The organism is Methylorubrum rhodesianum (assembly GCF_014199985.1).
Taxonomy (GTDB): domain Bacteria; phylum Pseudomonadota; class Alphaproteobacteria; order Rhizobiales; family Beijerinckiaceae; genus Methylobacterium; species Methylobacterium rhodesianum.
This window is the reverse complement of the sequence record NZ_JACHOS010000011.1, coordinates 80,921-95,841: the sequence shown is the minus strand read 5'-3', so window position 1 is coordinate 95,841 and position 14,921 is coordinate 80,921. Positions and strand designations below refer to the sequence as shown.

The following is a 14,921-nucleotide window of genomic DNA, read 5'->3' as shown; positions in this document are numbered from 1 at the left end:
CTACTCCGCCGCCGGCATGCTCAGCGACAGCAGCCGCGCGGTGCGCGACCGGCTGCCGTTGCTCGGATCGGCGCCGGGCTCGAAGGCGCGGCGTCCGTCGTCGAGGGCGCCGTTCACCGCGTCGATGGCGAGGATCAGCGCGCTGATCATCCGCGAATCGATACTGCGCTCGCGGGCTTGGCGCACCACGTCGGCGATCAGCGCGTCGGTCTCGCGGGTCAGCGCGTCGAGGGCGGCCGCCGACTGCGCCTCGCGGGCCTCGGCCAGGATGTCGAGCAGGCGATCGAGGATCACGTCGATGCGCTCGCGCCGCTTGCGCGCGAGGCGCTGGCCGAGCCACGCGATGCCGGAACCCACCGTGCCGCCGAAGAAGGCAAACAGGTAGATCCAGTCCTCGTAGCGGTCGAGGAAGGTCTGTTGCTCGCGCTCGAAATAGTCCACCGCGCCGGGATGGTTGGGAAGCTGCGCGCTCGTGGCCGTGACGGTCGTGTCGTAGTCCGGCGGCTTCATCTGCTGGGCGATCGGTGCGGCGGCGGCGAGCCGCGAGCGCCACTCGAACAGGTGCTGCACCACCGAGGCCACGGCGATGCGGCTCACCGCGCCGCGGGCCATCAGGCGGTACGACACGCCGACGGTCTCGACATCCTCTTCCGGGCGTTTGGGCCGTCCGCCGAAGGTGCCCGCCGAGAGCGTCACCGGCTGGAGCGCCGGGACGCGCTGCACGATCGCCTTGCCGTCCGGGACGCTGACCAGGGTCACCTTGCGCTCCGGCGAGGCCGCCTCGACCGCGCGTAGCATGGCTTGGGCCGGCTTGGCGGTGGGGGCGGCGATGATCGCGACCGCATCGACCCGTTTCGCCTCCAGCGCCTGGGTGATCTCGCTGGCCTTGAGCGGTACGAGGCCGATACGGCCGGCCGCGAGGGCTTCGCCGCCGAGCGCCTCGGTCTCCGGAGCCGCCTTGAAGTCGTAGAAGTCGAGCAGGCTCGACAGCACCGGCAGGTCGGCCTCGTGGCGCGTGACGACGCCGAGGCGACGGGTCGAGAGATCGGAGAAGCTCTCGATCTCGTTGGCCTCGGGCGCGGCGATGATCAGCGCCTCGTCGTGCAGGATCGCGAGGGTCAGGCCGTTATCCGGCAGCTTCACGTCGGGCCGCACCACGGCAAGGTCGGCCCGGCCCCGCTCCAGCGCGGCGGCGCTGTCGCGCACGTCGTCGAAGGGCAGGACCTGGAGCCGCACATCTTCGTGATTGCGGGTCAGGGCCCGCGCATAAGTTTCGATCAGCCCCGCCTCGACACCGTCGCGCGGGCCCACCGCCACGGTGAGAAGCGTGGGGCGGGAAAAGTACACAACGAGGCCGGCCACGGCCGCGAACCCGAGGGCCAGCAGCACGTAGAGCCATTCACGCCTCATGAGCCGAGCCACCGTGCGACGGTGGAGCTCTCGAAATCGCGTGCGATCCATCCAAGATTCATGAATCGAAAACCTGTCCGGATCGTGAAGAACGAATGATCGCCCGAACCGTTTCAAACCGACGCGAAGCACGGCCCGAGCCGCCGGTCACCGCCGCGTGGCTGGAGCGGGTGACGACGCATTACCTCGACCGCTACGGCGCCTCCTCCGAAATGCTGCGCCGGGTGCTGGTCCGCCGCATCGAGCGCCGCTGCCGCTCCCGCGACGAGGATCCGGGTGCGCATGCCGGGCTGATCGAGGAGACGGTGGCCCGGGCGCAGCGGGCCGGACTGGTGGATGACGCGCGCTTCGCCGCCGCCCGCCTGCGCGGCCTGAGGCGGCGCGGCACCTCGACCCGTCAGGCGCAGGCACGGCTCGCCGCCAAGGGGATCGATGCGGCGACGATCGCGGCGACCCTTGCCGACGAGCGGGAGGATGCGGCCGGCGCCGAGGAGGGCGAAGCCGATACCGAGGCGACCGCGGCCCGCGCCTACGCCCGCCGCCGCCGTCTCGGGCCCTATCGCCGGCCGGGCACCCGCGAGGTCAACCGCGAGCGCGACCTCGCCGCCATGGCGCGGGCGGGATTCTCCTACGCCCTCGCCAGGACCGTGATCGCCGGGGAGGCGGACGACGTCGAGCAGGAATACGCGAGCGAGGACGAGGCATCCCTCGGTGGAGAGTGAGGGAGCCCCCTCGACAGGCTCGCTGACCGCACCACGTCGGAGGCCACGCGGGGATCACCTCCGCTCACGACGACGAGGACGACAGCATGACCGACCGCCACGCAAGCGCCCATTGGGAGGGCGACGGCAAGACCGGCAAGGGCAAGATCACGACGCAGTCCGGCGTGCTCTCGGACAATCCCTACGGCTTCAACACCCGCTTCGAGAACGAGCCGGGCACCAACCCGGAAGAGCTCATCGCCGCCGCGCATGCCGGCTGCTTCACCATGGCTTTGGCCTTCCAGCTCCAGTCGGCCGGGCTCAAGGCGACGTCGCTGGACACCAAGGCGGTCGTCACGCTGGTGCAGGACGGCGACGGCTTCAAGGTGACGAAGTCGGCCCTCACCCTCAAGGCCGTGATCCCGGGCATCGACGAGGCGAAGTTCGACGAACTCGCCGGCAAGGCCGAGAAGGGTTGCCCGATCTCGAAGCTGCTCAACGCCGAGATCACCCTCGACAAGACGCTCGTCCAGGACTGAGTCCGACCGCGCCCTCTCGTTCCAGGGCGGGAGGGCGCTTTTCCGGTGCGGAAGGCAACGCGCCGCATTGATCCGGCCGCGGGGGTGTTCATCTTCCGTTCGATGGACGAGAAGCTCGCGCGCAAGCTGCGCATCCTCGCGGATGCCGCCAAATACGACGCCTCCTGCGCCTCCTCCGGTGCGCCCAAGCGCAAGGCGGGGGCGGACGGGCTCGGCTCGACGACGGGCGCCGGCATCTGCCACGCCTACACGCCGGACGGGCGCTGCGTCTCCCTGCTCAAGATCCTGCTGACCAATTACTGCCTGTTCGACTGCGCTTATTGCGTGAACCGCCGTTCCTCGAACGTCGCCCGCGCGCGCTTCTCGGTCGAGGAGGTCGTGACGCTCACGGTCGAGTTCTACAAGCGCAACTACATCGAGGGACTGTTCCTCTCCTCAGGCATTATCCGCTCGCCCGACTACACGATGGAGATGCTGACCCGCGTCGCCAAGAAGCTCCGGCGCGATCACGGCTTTCGCGGCTACATCCACCTCAAGTCGATCCCCGAGGCGAGCCCCTGGCTGATCGAGGAGGCGGGGCTCTACGCCGACCGGCTCTCGATCAACCTCGAACTGCCCACCGAGGCGAGCCTCAACCGTCTCGCGCCGGAGAAGGACGGCGCGGCGATCGAGGGAGCGATGGGCCAGATCGGCGAGCGCATCGTCCAGGCCAAGGAGGAGCGCCGCCGCTTCTCGCCCGCCGGGCAATCGACACAGGTCATCGTCGGGGCGGACGCCACCACCGACGAGGCGATGATCCGCAAGTCCGCTCTGCTCTACGGCACCTACGGGCTCAAGCGCGTCTACTACTCGGCCTTCAGCCCGATCCCCGATGCGTCCTCCGCCCTGCCGCCGCAGGCGCCGCCCCTGCGGCGCGAGCACCGGCTGTATCAGGCCGATTGGCTGATCCGGTACTACGAGTTCTCCCCCGACGACGTGGCCGGGGCGGCCGATGACGGAATGCTCGCCCTCGACATCGACCCGAAGCTCGCCTGGGCGCTGAAGAACCGCCACCGCTTCCCCGTGGACGTGAACCGCGCCGACCGCGAGATGCTGCTGCGGGTGCCGGGGCTCGGGGCGCGGGCGGTCGATGCCATCATCAAGGCCCGCCGCCACGGGCGTCTGCGCCTCGACGACGTGGCCCGGCTGACCTCGGGGCTGAAGCGCGCCCGGCCGTTCCTCATCGCCGAGGACTTCCGTCCGACCACGCTGACCGACCGGCTGGATCTGCGGATGAAGCTCGCCGAGCCGGCCGAGCAGTTGAGCCTGTTCTGATGGGAGAGGCGCCGCACGTGCGGAATCCGCTCCCCGGCGCGGGGGGAGGGCAAATTGGCGGCATCCACGTCGTCAGCCTCGCACCGGGCGCGGATCTCACCGGATTCCGCGCGGCCGCCCGCCGCCTGATCGCCGCGAACGTACCGCCCGAACAGGTCGTCTGGCAGACCGAAGCCCCGAGCCTGTTCGGCACGGACACGGCCCCCGCCGACGGTCCGCCGCTGCGGCTCCCGCGGGCGGTGACCGAGCTGATCCCGATGGTGGTGCCGCACCGCGACCCCGAACGCTACGGCCTGCTCTACGCCCTGATCTGGCGCGTGCTCGCCAGCGAGCGGGCGCTGATGGAGGTCGCGAGCGATCCGCTCGTCCACCGCCTGCACCGGATGCGCAAAGCCATCGGCCGCGACCTGCATAAGATGCACGCCTTCCTGCGCTTCCGCCGGGTGCCGGGGGAGGGGCGGGAGCGCTTCGCGGCGTGGTTCGAGCCCGACCACCACATCCTGGAGGCCGCCGCGCCCTTCTTCGTCGATCGCTTCCGCGCGCTGACGTGGTCGATCCTCACGCCGGAAGGCTCCGCGCACTGGAACGGCGCGCTGGCCTTCGGCCCGCCCGGCCGCCGCGAGGACGTGCCCGAGGGCGATGGTTTCGAGGCCGGCTGGCGCGACTATTACGAGAGCACCTTCAACCCGGCCCGGCTCAACCTCGACGCCATGCGCGCCGAGATGCCCCGGAAGTACTGGCGGAACATGCCGGAGACGGCGGCGATTCCCGCCCTGGTGCGGGCCGCGAGCGCCCGCGCCCAGGCGATGATCGAGAAGGAGCCGACCATGCCGGCAAAGCGCGACCCCATCCGCGCCGTCGCGCGGATGAGCCAGGACGAGCCGGATTCCCTGGAGGCCCTGAACGCGATCATCGCCCGCTCGGAGCCGCTGGTGCCCGGTGCGACGCAGGCGGTGCTCGGCGAGGGACCGGTCGGCGCGCGGATCGCCTTCGTCGGCGAGCAGCCGGGCGATCAGGAGGACCAGCAAGGCCGGCCCTTCGTCGGGCCGGCGGGGCAGCTTCTCTCCCGGGCGCTGGAGGAGGCGGGGATCGACCGGCGCGAGGCCTACCTGACCAATGCGGTCAAGCACTTCAAGTTCACGCTACGCGGCAAGCGCCGCATCCACGAGAAGCCGACGGCGGGTGAGGTGAGCCATTACCGCTGGTGGCTCGACAAGGAACTCGACTTCATCGCGCCGAAGCTCGTCGTCGCGCTCGGCGCCACCGCGGTGCTGGCGCTGACGGGCAAGCAGATCCCGATCACCCGCGCCCGCGGCCCCGCCGAGTTCGGCCGGCCGTTCGAGGGCTTCATCACGGTCCACCCGTCCTACCTCCTGCGCCTGCCCGACGAGGCGGCTAAGACAGTCGCCTATCAAGCCTTCGTCGACGATCTCCGGCGGGCGCACGCCCTGGCGGCGTGAGGCCGGCGTGACGGTGTCGAACGATCATTTGAAAGCAGATCGGAACATCGTCGATCGGCGCTGAAACAAAACCCTCCATCCCGTGGATATCCAGGCAGCGCGCTCAAGCATCCGGCGCCCGCTCGAAGAAGAATCCTTGGGAGAGAACCGATGAGGGCCCTCGTCTGGCACGGCACCCAGGACATCCGCTGCGACACCGTTCCCGACCCTGAGATCGAGGACGACCGCGACGCCATCATTCGCGTGACGTCCTGCGCGATCTGCGGCTCGGATCTCCACCTCTACGACCACTTCATCCCGGCGATGAAGAAGGGCGACATCATGGGCCACGAGTTCATGGGGGAGGTGGTCGAGACCGGCCGGGGCCTGAACGGAACGCTGAAGAAAGGCGAGCGGGTCGTCATCCCGTTCACGATCATCTGCGGCGAGTGCGACCAGTGCAAGCGCGGCTTCTTCTCGGTCTGCGAGCGCTCGAACCGCAACCGCGATATGGCGGCCAAGGTGTTCGGCCACGGCACGGCGGGCCTTTTCGGCTACTCCCACCTCACCGGCGGCTATCCCGGCGGTCAAGCCGAGTTTGTCCGCGTGCCCTTCGCCGACAAGACACATATCAAGGTGCCGGATTCGCTCACCGACGAGCAGGTGCTGTTCCTCGGCGACATTTTCCCCACCGGCTGGCAGGCGGCGGTGCAGGCCGACATCCAACCCTACGACACCGTGGCGATCTGGGGGGCGGGCCCGGTCGGGCAGATGGCCGTGCGCTCGGCGATCCTGCTCGGCGCCAAGCAGGTGGTCTGCATCGACAGTGTGCCGGAGCGCCTCGACATGGCCCGGGCGGGCGGGGCCGTCATCATCGACAACAGCCGCGAGAGCGTGGTCGAGCGTCTGAACGAACTGACCCACGGCAAGGGCCCGGAGAAGTGCATCGACGCCGTCGGCATGGAGGCGCATTCGCCCCGCGCCGTCGAGCAGGTTTTCGACCGGGTGAAGCAGGCGATGATGCTGGAGAGCGACCGCGCCTCGGTGCTGCGGGAGATGATCTACGTCTGCCGCCCCGCCGGAATCCTCTCGATTCCCGGCGTCTATGGCGGTCTCGTCGACAAGATGCCGATGGGCGCGGTGATGAACAAAGGCCTGACGATCCGCGCGGCGCAGACCCACGTGAACCGCTGGACCGACGATCTGCTCCGCCGGATCGAGGAGGGGCAGATCGATCCCTCCTTCGTCATCACGCACCGGGCCGGGCTGGAGCAGGGGCCGGAGCTGTACCGGACGTTCCGGGACAAGCAGGATAACTGCATCAAGGTCGTGCTGCGGCCCTGACCGGCCCGCGGATCAGTCTCGAAAGGCGGAGGTGACATGTCCCGCGACAGCGACGGTTCGTACGGCACCACGCTGCGCCGGATCGCGCCGGATTCCCGCAGACGGCCCGACCCGGCGACGGAAGGGCTTGCTCGGGGACTCGGCTGGTTCTCCCTCGGCCTCGGCGCCGCCGAGATCGCCGGAGGGGCGGCGATCGCCCGCTGGCTCGGCAAGCCGGAGCTGACGCCTGTTATCCACGCCTACGGCCTGCGGGAGATCGTCACCGGTGTCGGCATCCTCGGCTCGGAGGATGCGACACCCTGGATCTGGGGGCGGGTCGGGGGCGATGCCGTCGATATCGCGACGGTGCTTCCGGCCCTGGAAGAGACCAACCCGCGCCGGGGCAACGCAATGATCGCGCTCATGGCGCTGGCCGGCGCCACCGCCCTCGATGTCGTCTGCGCCCGCAACCTATCGCAGGCGCCGCTCCGGCCCACGCAGAGGGTCCGCCGCGACTACGGGAACCGCAGCGGCTTCCCGGAGCCGCCGGAGGCGATGCGCGGCCGGGCGAGCGATTTCACGCCGCCGCTCGATATCGTCGGGCCGCAGGCGATGCGGGCCTGACATCGGGTTGATGCGGCTTCGGGTTCTGATCCGCGCCGTCGTCGCGAGGCGAAGCGATTCAGGGCGCGACCTCTCCGGATCGGGCGGAGACCGGGATTGCCACGGCTCCGCCTCGCATGGACAGGTCCGCCCCAGCCTCACGCCGCGAGGCGTTGGCGCTCCCGATCGGCGCGGTAGCTGAGGATCAGATCTTCCGGGATCATGCCGGCGGCCACCGCCACGGCGATCGCGCGCGGCCGCGCGGTGCGCCGCGGCTCGACCGCGACCTCCGGCAGGCTCTCGGGCAGGCTCTCGGGCAGCACCTCCGGCACCGGCGCCGGAAGCTGCGCCGCCACGGCGGCCCGGTCGGCCAGGAAATGCGCCATGATCTCGTCGGCGAGGCCGGCCAGCACGGTCTCGGCCGTGCCCACCACGGTCTCCGCCGCATCCAACACCGCCGCGCCGATGCGCTCGTCGGGCCGGGGCGCCAGCGGCCACGCCGCTGCGGCGTCGGGCAGGCCCGCTTCCGAGGCGGCGAGGCTTGGGGAAAGGATGAGGATTTCCGAAGGCGCCTGCGCGACGAGGCTGTCCGCGCTATCCCGTGCCGTCAGCCGTACGGGCGCATCGGCCATCTCCCGCGCCTGGGCCTCGGCCTGCTCGTGCGCGAGGATACGGGCCTCGTCGCGGGCCGCCTCGGCCTCGAAGCGGGCGAGCAGCGCCATCAGGCCGCGGGCCTCGGCGAAGGGCAGGGTCTCGCAAGCGGTCAGCGCGGCCTCGATCATCGAGCGGGCAAGACGCGGTCCGTCCATGCCGTTGCGGCCGCCATTGGCGTCGTGCCAGACGGTCAGACCGGCCCGGATCGCCGGCAGCAACAGGGCGGGCAGGCCCGCGCGGCGGTGGAGGGCGGCGAAGCCGGCGCCCTGCGGCTCCAGCATCAGCCCGGCGACGCGCGCGCGGCTGAGCCCGCTCAGCTCGGCGAGCGCGATCTCCGCGAAGGGCAGGCGCAGGGACAGAATCGCCCGCAGGATCAGCCCGGCGGTGAGTTGCTCCTGCACCCGCAGATGCGCGACGAGCCGCACCAGCTGCGCCTCCTCGGCCTCGTCGCTGAGCGCGAGGGCGGCGGCGTCGCGGGCCTCGCGGGCGGCGCGGTCGCCGCGCTCGGAGCTGATCCAGCCGGCGCTCTGGCCGAAGCGCGAGAGCTGCTCCGCCATCAGGGCGACAAGGGAGTGGCGCACCTCGATCGGCAGATCGGTGCGCGCGAGGAGCGCCTGGCGCAGTTCCGCATTCTCGCCGTGCCGCTCCACCATCCGCATCAGGGCGGCGGTGCCGATCGCTGCGAGCGGATTGCGCGCCAGCGCGACGAGGGAGGGGGCGCCGCCCACTTCGGCCAGGGCTGCGGCGACGGGCTTCGACAGGTCGGACCGGCCGGCCACGGCCGCGCGGGTCGCCTCGCAGCCCATGGCGACGCAATCCACGAGATCGGCATCCATCAGCACCGGCGAGCGTGCCAGCACCAGACAGGCGATGTCCGGCTGGTCCGAGGCCAGGGCGACGATCAACGGTCGCGGCGCCTGATCGGACTCGGCGCAGGCCTGCGCCAGCGCCCGGCGCACCACTGCTGCCGGATCGTCGAGCAGCGCCAGCAGGGCGGTCTTGGCCTCCCAGGCCGCCTCCGGCCCCAGCGTGCCCTGGAGGTAGCTGCGCGTCAGGGCGCCCGCGGCCTCGGCACGGCGCTCGGGCGTCGCGTTCTGGGTGAGGGTGAGGAACTGGCGAAGGATCATGAGCCGCTCCTGAGTCGCAACGCGGAGGGATCGAACAGCGAGTTTCGCGCCGGTGTGGCGCTCGGCCGGTCCGGCACCGGGCCGGCCATGAAGGTGGTCGCCGGTGTGGAGGCCATCGTCGGCACCGTCGGCGTCAGCCCGGCGGGCCGGCGCGGGGGCAGAGGCACGAGAATGGGCTCCGACACGGACGCGGCGCCTGCCACGGTCGGGGACGAGGGGGCCGACGCGGCCGTCGGCGCGGCTGCGCCTTCCGCCTCGCTCCACCCGTCGGAGCGCGGGAAGTAGGTCGGGGCCGTGCGGGCGGCGGCACTCGCGGCGCGGTTCTGCCAGATCTTGGCCACGCCCTCCGAGATCGCCCCCTGGCGCCGGTCGGTCTGGAACAGCGAGCGCAGGCCGCCCTCCAGCGAGGCGTAGGCCGTCGGCACGTTGGTGTCGGCCGCGGCGGTCGCGACCGGGGTCGCCACGCCGGACGGGGTCTGGCTCAACAGCCCGTAGAGTTCGGACGCGCTGCGCGGGCGGCCGGCGCGGTCGTAGAACAGGCTGCGGTTGGCGGCGGCGGCCTCCGGCAGGTCGAGGGCGGCCGGGCGCGAGGGCGTCGCCTGCGCCGAGGCGATCAACGCGCTCGCGCCCTTGGCACCGAGGACGTGGGCCGCGTAGAGGTCGCCTGCACTCGGCTCGCGGCCGAGCGCCGCGCTGAGCGCCTCGCCATTCCGCTGGGTCAGCGCGCCGGCCATCGCCGCCGAGACCTTCGGATCGCGGCGCAGGTCGAGGATCGCCTGGCGCGCCGCCGGATCCGCCACGGTGTAGCGGCCGTCGGCGCTCGCGGTGATCGCGTCGGCGTAGGACGCGAGGCCGAGCTTGGGTCCGGCGTTCTTCATCACGCCGAGCCAGGTCTGCTCGATGAACTGGAACAGGCCGGTCGCCGTCGAGGTGCTCGCCTTGGCCGAGGGGTTGAGGCTCGATTCGCGCTGGGCCGTGGCGAGCAGGTAGTCGAAGCCGACGCCGCTCGTCTGCGCTCCCTCGCGGATCGCCTCGACGACCTCGCCGTTCGCCGCGGAGGTTCGCGCCGGTGCGGCGGTCTCGCGGGGGCCGATGGGAGCATTGGTGAACAGGAACATGACGCGTCCCGCCGGGACCGTCATTCGGTCCCGCGAGACCTGACTTTCCTGCGTATATGGTAAAGGAAGCTTGAATGATCCTGCTTCCCTCCCGCTTCGAGAACTGCCGCTTGCGCATGGGGCCGGCATGAGCGCGCCCGCCGCGCCGCGCCGCGCCCGCACCGTCGGGGCTTCGGCAGGCGGCGAACCGCCTGCGGCGGCTGGGGCGGAGACGCTGCTCTTCGAGACCGCGCCGGTCGGACCGCTCGCGGATCTGCGGGCGCGCCGGCCCGGTCAGGCGATCTACGCCGTCCTGGACGGGGTCGATGATCCGAGGCTCGACAATCTGATGGTAGAGCGGCCGGACGGCGTGCTGCTGCGCGAGGCCCGCTCCGGCCGCGACGTGGCCGCCCTCGGCGGCCGGCTCGCCGTGTGCGAGGCGCTGGCCGGCTTGCCCGACGGTGCGACGGTGATCTTCGCCGAGATCGGGCATCCCCTCGGCGTGCTCGACGCCCGCAGCTTTATCGGTGCGAGCCGGCGGCTCGCCGGCCTCGGCCTCGATGGATCGGCTCCGACGGCCGGTCTGCCGGATGCGGACGCGCTCGCGCAGGCGCGCGGCCTCATCCGCCTTGCCGCGGCAGCGGCGGGCGTATCCGTCTTCGAACGGCTGACAGCGGGCGCGGATCGCCCACCCGAAGGGCTTGCGGCAGCCGCCCAGGACGGTTTCGGGTGGGTCGTGCTGCGTCGCCCGGCGCGTGTCGCGGACCGGGAGCGCGTGGGGGCCGGATGAAGCATCCTCGGCCGTGGGCGAGACAGGAGAGGGTGTCATGCTCACCGTCTACGGTGACCGTAAGTCGGGCAACTGCCTCAAGGTGGCGTGGGTCGCGGCGCATCTCGGAATCGATCTCGACTGGCGCGAGGTCGACATCCTGAAGGGCGAGACCCGCACCCCCGGCTTCCTCGCCCTCAATCCGGACGGGCGCGTGCCGACCCTGGTGCTGGAGGATGGGCGCAGTCTCTCCGAATCGAACGCGATCATCGGCTTTCTCGCCCGCGACTCCGTTCTGATCCCGGCGGATGCCTTCGCGCAGGCGAAGATGCGGCAATGGCTGTTCTGGGAGCAGTACAGCCACGAGCCATTCATCGCCGTGCGCCGCTTCCAGCTGCTCTATCTGGGGCGGACGGAGGCATCGCTCGATCCGAGGCTGTTCGAGCGGGGTCACGCCGCGCTCGCCCTGATGGAGGGCAGGTTGGCGGATCGGCCGTTCCTCGTCGGCGATGCCCTGAGTCTCGCCGATGTGGCGCTCGTGGCCTATACCCGCCTCGCGCACGAGGGCGGCTTCGACCTCTTGCCCTATCCGGCGCTGCGGGCTTGGATCGCCCGCGTCGAGGCCGCGCTCGGCATGGCCGGCTGAGGGCGCTCCCTCGCCGGTCCGCCGCCTCCGCCCGTCCTCGAACCCGGATCACGTCATGACAGCAGGCAGGCCGGTCGCGCCGGTGATGGCGGCCCTCATCCTGGGCCTTGCCCTCGCCACGCCCGCGCGCGGCGCGCTCGCGCCCACCTGGCAGCGCCTGCGCGAGTTCGAGGCCGTGCTGGAGGCCGCCGCCAAGGCTCTGGAGGGTCGGCCCATCGATGCGATCGAGCGCCTCGATGCCGACCGCTTCCACGTGCGCGCGGGGCCCTGCCGTCTGGAGGTCCGGATCGTCCCTCGATCGCGCCAGGATCCGGGCCCGCAGCCCTTCACGGCAATGCCCGGTCTGCCGGATTGTTCGTGAGCCCGGGACGCGCACCGGACGTCGCCCTCTCTCGGATCGGCCTGTTCTCCTCCCCTTGATCGCCCCGCAGCGACCGACCCTTTCGTCGCCGAGGCACCGGCGCTTGCTTCGCCTTGTCATCGTTCCATTTCGCCAGGGCGGCTCATCTCAGGCGTCGCCTCACTCCCGGAGTGGAATGGATGTTGGTCTTCCGATACGGACGTGCCCTGGCTGCCGGCGTCGCGCTGGTTCTCGTCAGCAGCCCGCCGGCCGCGGCGCAGGACAGCTCGACGGCCGAGCAGACCATCGATGTCATGAACACCCTGTTCGGCAAGCATCCCGGCAAGCGCGCCAACCACGCCAAGGGTGTCGTCGCCGAGGGCAGCTTCACTCCGTCCGCCGATGCGGCGAGGATCAGCAAGGCCTCCCTGTTCGCCGGGCCGGCGGTGCCCGTGACGATCCGCTTCTCCGATGCGACAGGCGTTCCGACGATCCCGGACGGGTCCGCCAACGCCAATCCTCACGGCATGGCGCTCAAGTTCAGGCTCAGTGACGGCTCCGACATGGACGTCGTCCTGAACGCGCTCGCCTTCTTCCCCGTCGCCACGGGCGAGGACTTCCGCGACCTGCTGAAGGCTGTCTCGGAGAGTGGGCCCGACGCGAAGAAGCCGACTGCGCTGGAGCGCTTCGTCGCCACGCATCCCGCCGCCGCCACGGCCGGCGCCACGGCCAAGACCCCGTCGAGCCTCGCCCGACAGACCTATCACGGCGTCAACGCCTTCATCTTCGTGGACAAGGACGGCAAGCGGCAGCCGTTCCGCTTCCGGGTCGTCCCGGTTGAGGGCCAGGAGATCCTGCCCGACGAGGAGGCGGCCAAGCGGGAGCCGAACTACCTCATGGACGAGATCGGTCCGCGCGTCGCCAAGGAGCCCGCGAAGTTCCGGGTGCTGGCGCAACTCGCCGAAGCGGGTGATCCGACCAACGACGCCACGAAGCCCTCGCCGGAGAGCCGCAAGACCGTCGATCTCGGCACGCTGTCGGTCAGCAAGGTCGTGGCGGACAGCGCTGAGGCCGAGAAGGCGCTTCTGTTCATGCCAAATGCGCTGACCGACGGCATCGAGGTGTCGGACGATCCCCTCATCGACGCACGCGTCCAGGCCTACGCGGTGTCGTTCAGCCGGCGCGCGCAGTGAGCGGTCGGCGGTATCGGCATCGCTCCGCCTTAGCGGGTGGTCCCGGCCGCCGGCGTCGGGGAGCCGGCGGGTCGGTGGGCGTCCGGGACACCGGTGCGGGCGCCGTCCTTCGTGGCGCCCGAGCCGGTCAGGCCACCCGCGCCGACACTGTCCCCGGAGCGGCCGGCCTCGTTCCGGTCCGGCGGCGGCGACCCGGCCGCCCGTTTGTCCTCGGCTGCCCCGGCGCTCCCCGCGAGACAGGTGAGTAGCGCGGCACCGAGGAGGACGGCGCGTCCCGGGGATCTCGTCATGCGTTCGTTCCCGCCTGCGACAGGTCGTCGATGTCGTCCTGCATGACAAACGGCAGGCGTTCGGCGGTGTTCCGAAAGCAGGGTGAGTGCCGGTGAGCCAACCGGTACCTCAGGCACTGAGAGCGGATCGGGATCTCGCGCCGCGCGCTGTCAGCCGCCCTTCGGCCGGCGCAGTTCGAAGCGGTTCTCGGCCTCGGCGGTGAAGTAGTCGAAGTAGCCGCCGCGCAGGATCGGGCGCATGGCGCCCGTATCGACCCGGCCGTCCCGGACGAAGCGGTCGTCGACATAGATCGAAACCACCTGCCCGATCACCATGAAATTGGCGGGCTCGCCGCCGCCGAGGGGCACCAGCGGTACGGTCTGGAGCCACTTGCACTCGATCGCCGCGGGCGATTCCGCGACGCGGGGCGGGCGCACGCGGCGCGACGGCGCGGGCGTCAGCCCGGCGAAACCGAACTCGCTCTCGCCGCGTGGCAGCGGCGCCGAGGTGGCGTTGACCGCCTCGCGCAGGTCGAAGGTGGCGAGGCTGCACACGAACTCGCCGCCCTCTTCCGCGAAGGTCATCGCATCCTTTCGGCCGGAGGAGGAGAACATCACCATGTCGGGCTCGCCGCCGACCGCGTTGAAGAACGAGTAGGGCGCGAGATTCACCCGGCCCGCCCGGTCGATGGCGCTGATCCACCCGATCGGCCGCGGGGCGACGATGGCTTTCAGCGGGTTGTGCGGCAGGCTGGGATGGTCCGCCTCGTAATGCATCCGCCGTCCCTCAAAGCCGCGTGACGATCTGCGCAAGGTCCGGTCGCGGCCGGTCCGCGGGGACCTCCTTTGCCCGGCCGATATGGATGAAACCGGCGATCCGCTCGGCCGGGTCGAGGCCGAGGGCGTCGAGCACGCGGCGGTCGTAGGCGAACCACTCGGTGAGCCAGGAGGTGGCGTAGCCCGCAGCATTGGCCGCCACCACGAGATTCATGCAGACGGCGCCCGCCGAGAGCACCTGCTCCCATTCGGGAATTTTGACGTGCGGCCCCGCGCGGGAGACCACTCCGACCACCACCGGCGCGTGGGCGAGGCGCTGCCGCTCCTGGGCGCGCCGCTTCTCGTCGGCCTCGGGAAAGTCGGCGAGGAAGGTCCGTTCGATGATCGCACCCACGCGTTCGCGCGCCTCGCCCGCGATCACGAGGAAGCGCCACGGGGCGAGCTTGCCGTGGTCGGGCACCCGCGCGGCGATCGCGAGCCAACCGTCGAGTTCCTCCGCCGTGGGGCCGGGCGCGTCGAGCAGCATCGGCGGCACCGAGCGACGGGTGCGCAGCAAATCGAGGGTGCGGGCAGAGGTACTATCCTGGGCGGCGTCTCGAATCTCGGTCATGGACAATCCGCGTGGAGGGGCTGAAGGATGGGTGAGGCTCGGAACACGACACCGGGCCATACGACGCCATGCCGCCGCCACGGTCGGCTTTCAAGAGCGCGGGGACGCTT

At 71.1% G+C, this 14,921-nt stretch carries 16 protein-coding genes; 10 read left to right on the top strand and 6 right to left on the bottom strand.

Features of this window, described 5'->3' with window-relative positions; all coding sequences use genetic code 11:
• On the bottom strand, nucleotides 1–1,410 hold the full coding sequence (locus tag HNR01_RS16880) for a TAXI family TRAP transporter solute-binding subunit (RefSeq protein WP_183668783.1): 1,410 nt from the start codon (nucleotides 1,408–1,410) through the stop codon (nucleotides 1–3).
• A gap of 95 nt (nucleotides 1,411–1,505) precedes the next feature.
• Between HNR01_RS16880 and HNR01_RS16875 the strand changes: the two genes are divergently transcribed.
• From HNR01_RS16875 to HNR01_RS16850, 6 genes are all read left to right on the top strand, one after another.
• On the top strand, nucleotides 1,506–2,132 hold the full coding sequence (locus tag HNR01_RS16875; RefSeq protein ID WP_375373202.1) for a RecX family transcriptional regulator: 627 nt from the start codon (nucleotides 1,506–1,508) through the stop codon (nucleotides 2,130–2,132).
• An 86-nt stretch (nucleotides 2,133–2,218) separates the two neighbouring features.
• Complete coding sequence (locus tag HNR01_RS16870; RefSeq protein WP_183668781.1) at nucleotides 2,219–2,650, top strand: OsmC family protein; 432 nt, start codon at nucleotides 2,219–2,221, stop codon at nucleotides 2,648–2,650.
• A gap of 102 nt (nucleotides 2,651–2,752) precedes the next feature.
• The gene (locus HNR01_RS16865; protein ID WP_026105696.1) at nucleotides 2,753–3,964 is read left to right on the top strand and encodes a putative DNA modification/repair radical SAM protein; all 1,212 of its coding nucleotides are present in this window, start codon (nucleotides 2,753–2,755) and stop codon (nucleotides 3,962–3,964) included.
• Entirely contained in the window at nucleotides 3,964–5,424 is a 1,461-nt protein-coding gene (locus tag HNR01_RS16860; protein ID WP_183668779.1) for a UdgX family uracil-DNA binding protein, read from the top strand. The genes HNR01_RS16865 and HNR01_RS16860 overlap by 1 nt, the downstream gene beginning before the upstream one ends.
• Before the next feature lie 150 nt (nucleotides 5,425–5,574).
• On the top strand, nucleotides 5,575–6,747 hold the full coding sequence (locus HNR01_RS16855; protein WP_183668777.1) for a zinc-dependent alcohol dehydrogenase: 1,173 nt from the start codon (nucleotides 5,575–5,577) through the stop codon (nucleotides 6,745–6,747).
• 36 nt (nucleotides 6,748–6,783) lie between these two features.
• On the top strand, nucleotides 6,784–7,350 hold the full coding sequence (locus tag HNR01_RS16850; protein ID WP_183668775.1) for a cyclase dehydrase: 567 nt from the start codon (nucleotides 6,784–6,786) through the stop codon (nucleotides 7,348–7,350).
• A gap of 137 nt (nucleotides 7,351–7,487) precedes the next feature.
• Here the strand turns inward: HNR01_RS16850 and HNR01_RS16845 are convergent, their stop codons facing one another.
• Both HNR01_RS16845 and HNR01_RS16840 read right to left on the bottom strand, forming a co-directional pair.
• Entirely contained in the window at nucleotides 7,488–9,110 is a 1,623-nt protein-coding gene (locus HNR01_RS16845; RefSeq protein WP_183668773.1) for a DUF2336 domain-containing protein, read from the bottom strand.
• A complete protein-coding gene (locus HNR01_RS16840) occupies nucleotides 9,107–10,228 on the bottom strand; it encodes a transglycosylase SLT domain-containing protein (protein WP_183668771.1) in 1,122 nt (373 codons plus the stop codon). Before HNR01_RS16840 ends, HNR01_RS16845 begins: the two co-directional genes overlap by 4 nt.
• Nucleotides 10,229–10,355: 127 nt before the next feature.
• Between HNR01_RS16840 and HNR01_RS16835 the strand changes: the two genes are divergently transcribed.
• The 4 genes from HNR01_RS16835 to HNR01_RS16820 all read left to right on the top strand — a co-directional run bounded on the left by HNR01_RS16835 (nucleotide 10,356) and on the right by HNR01_RS16820 (nucleotide 13,155).
• Nucleotides 10,356–10,997 (top strand): aldolase/citrate lyase/malate synthase family protein, encoded by a 642-nt coding sequence (locus HNR01_RS16835; protein WP_183668769.1) that lies wholly within the window; start codon nucleotides 10,356–10,358, stop codon nucleotides 10,995–10,997.
• A 37-nt stretch (nucleotides 10,998–11,034) separates the two neighbouring features.
• Nucleotides 11,035–11,622: a glutathione S-transferase family protein gene (locus HNR01_RS16830; RefSeq protein ID WP_183668767.1), complete on the top strand. Its 588-nt coding sequence runs from the start codon at nucleotides 11,035–11,037 to the stop codon at nucleotides 11,620–11,622.
• A 55-nt stretch (nucleotides 11,623–11,677) separates the two neighbouring features.
• Nucleotides 11,678–11,983: a hypothetical protein gene (locus tag HNR01_RS16825; RefSeq protein ID WP_246417533.1), complete on the top strand. Its 306-nt coding sequence runs from the start codon at nucleotides 11,678–11,680 to the stop codon at nucleotides 11,981–11,983.
• 179 nt (nucleotides 11,984–12,162) lie between these two features.
• Nucleotides 12,163–13,155 carry a catalase family peroxidase gene (locus tag HNR01_RS16820; RefSeq protein WP_183668765.1) on the top strand — a complete coding sequence of 331 codons (993 nt, stop codon included), beginning with the start codon at nucleotides 12,163–12,165 and terminating at the stop codon, nucleotides 13,153–13,155.
• Between the two features lie 29 nt (nucleotides 13,156–13,184).
• On the opposite strand, the gene HNR01_RS16815 is transcribed toward HNR01_RS16820, so the two are convergent.
• The 3 genes from HNR01_RS16815 to HNR01_RS16805 form a co-directional block, all read right to left on the bottom strand.
• Nucleotides 13,185–13,445 (bottom strand): hypothetical protein, encoded by a 261-nt coding sequence (locus tag HNR01_RS16815; RefSeq protein WP_183668763.1) that lies wholly within the window; start codon nucleotides 13,443–13,445, stop codon nucleotides 13,185–13,187.
• A 150-nt stretch (nucleotides 13,446–13,595) separates the two neighbouring features.
• Nucleotides 13,596–14,201 (bottom strand): flavin reductase family protein, encoded by a 606-nt coding sequence (locus tag HNR01_RS16810; protein WP_153874504.1) that lies wholly within the window; start codon nucleotides 14,199–14,201, stop codon nucleotides 13,596–13,598.
• A gap of 10 nt (nucleotides 14,202–14,211) precedes the next feature.
• On the bottom strand, nucleotides 14,212–14,811 hold the full coding sequence (locus tag HNR01_RS16805) for a nitroreductase family protein (protein ID WP_153874503.1): 600 nt from the start codon (nucleotides 14,809–14,811) through the stop codon (nucleotides 14,212–14,214).
• Between the last annotated feature and the right edge of the window lie 110 nt (nucleotides 14,812–14,921).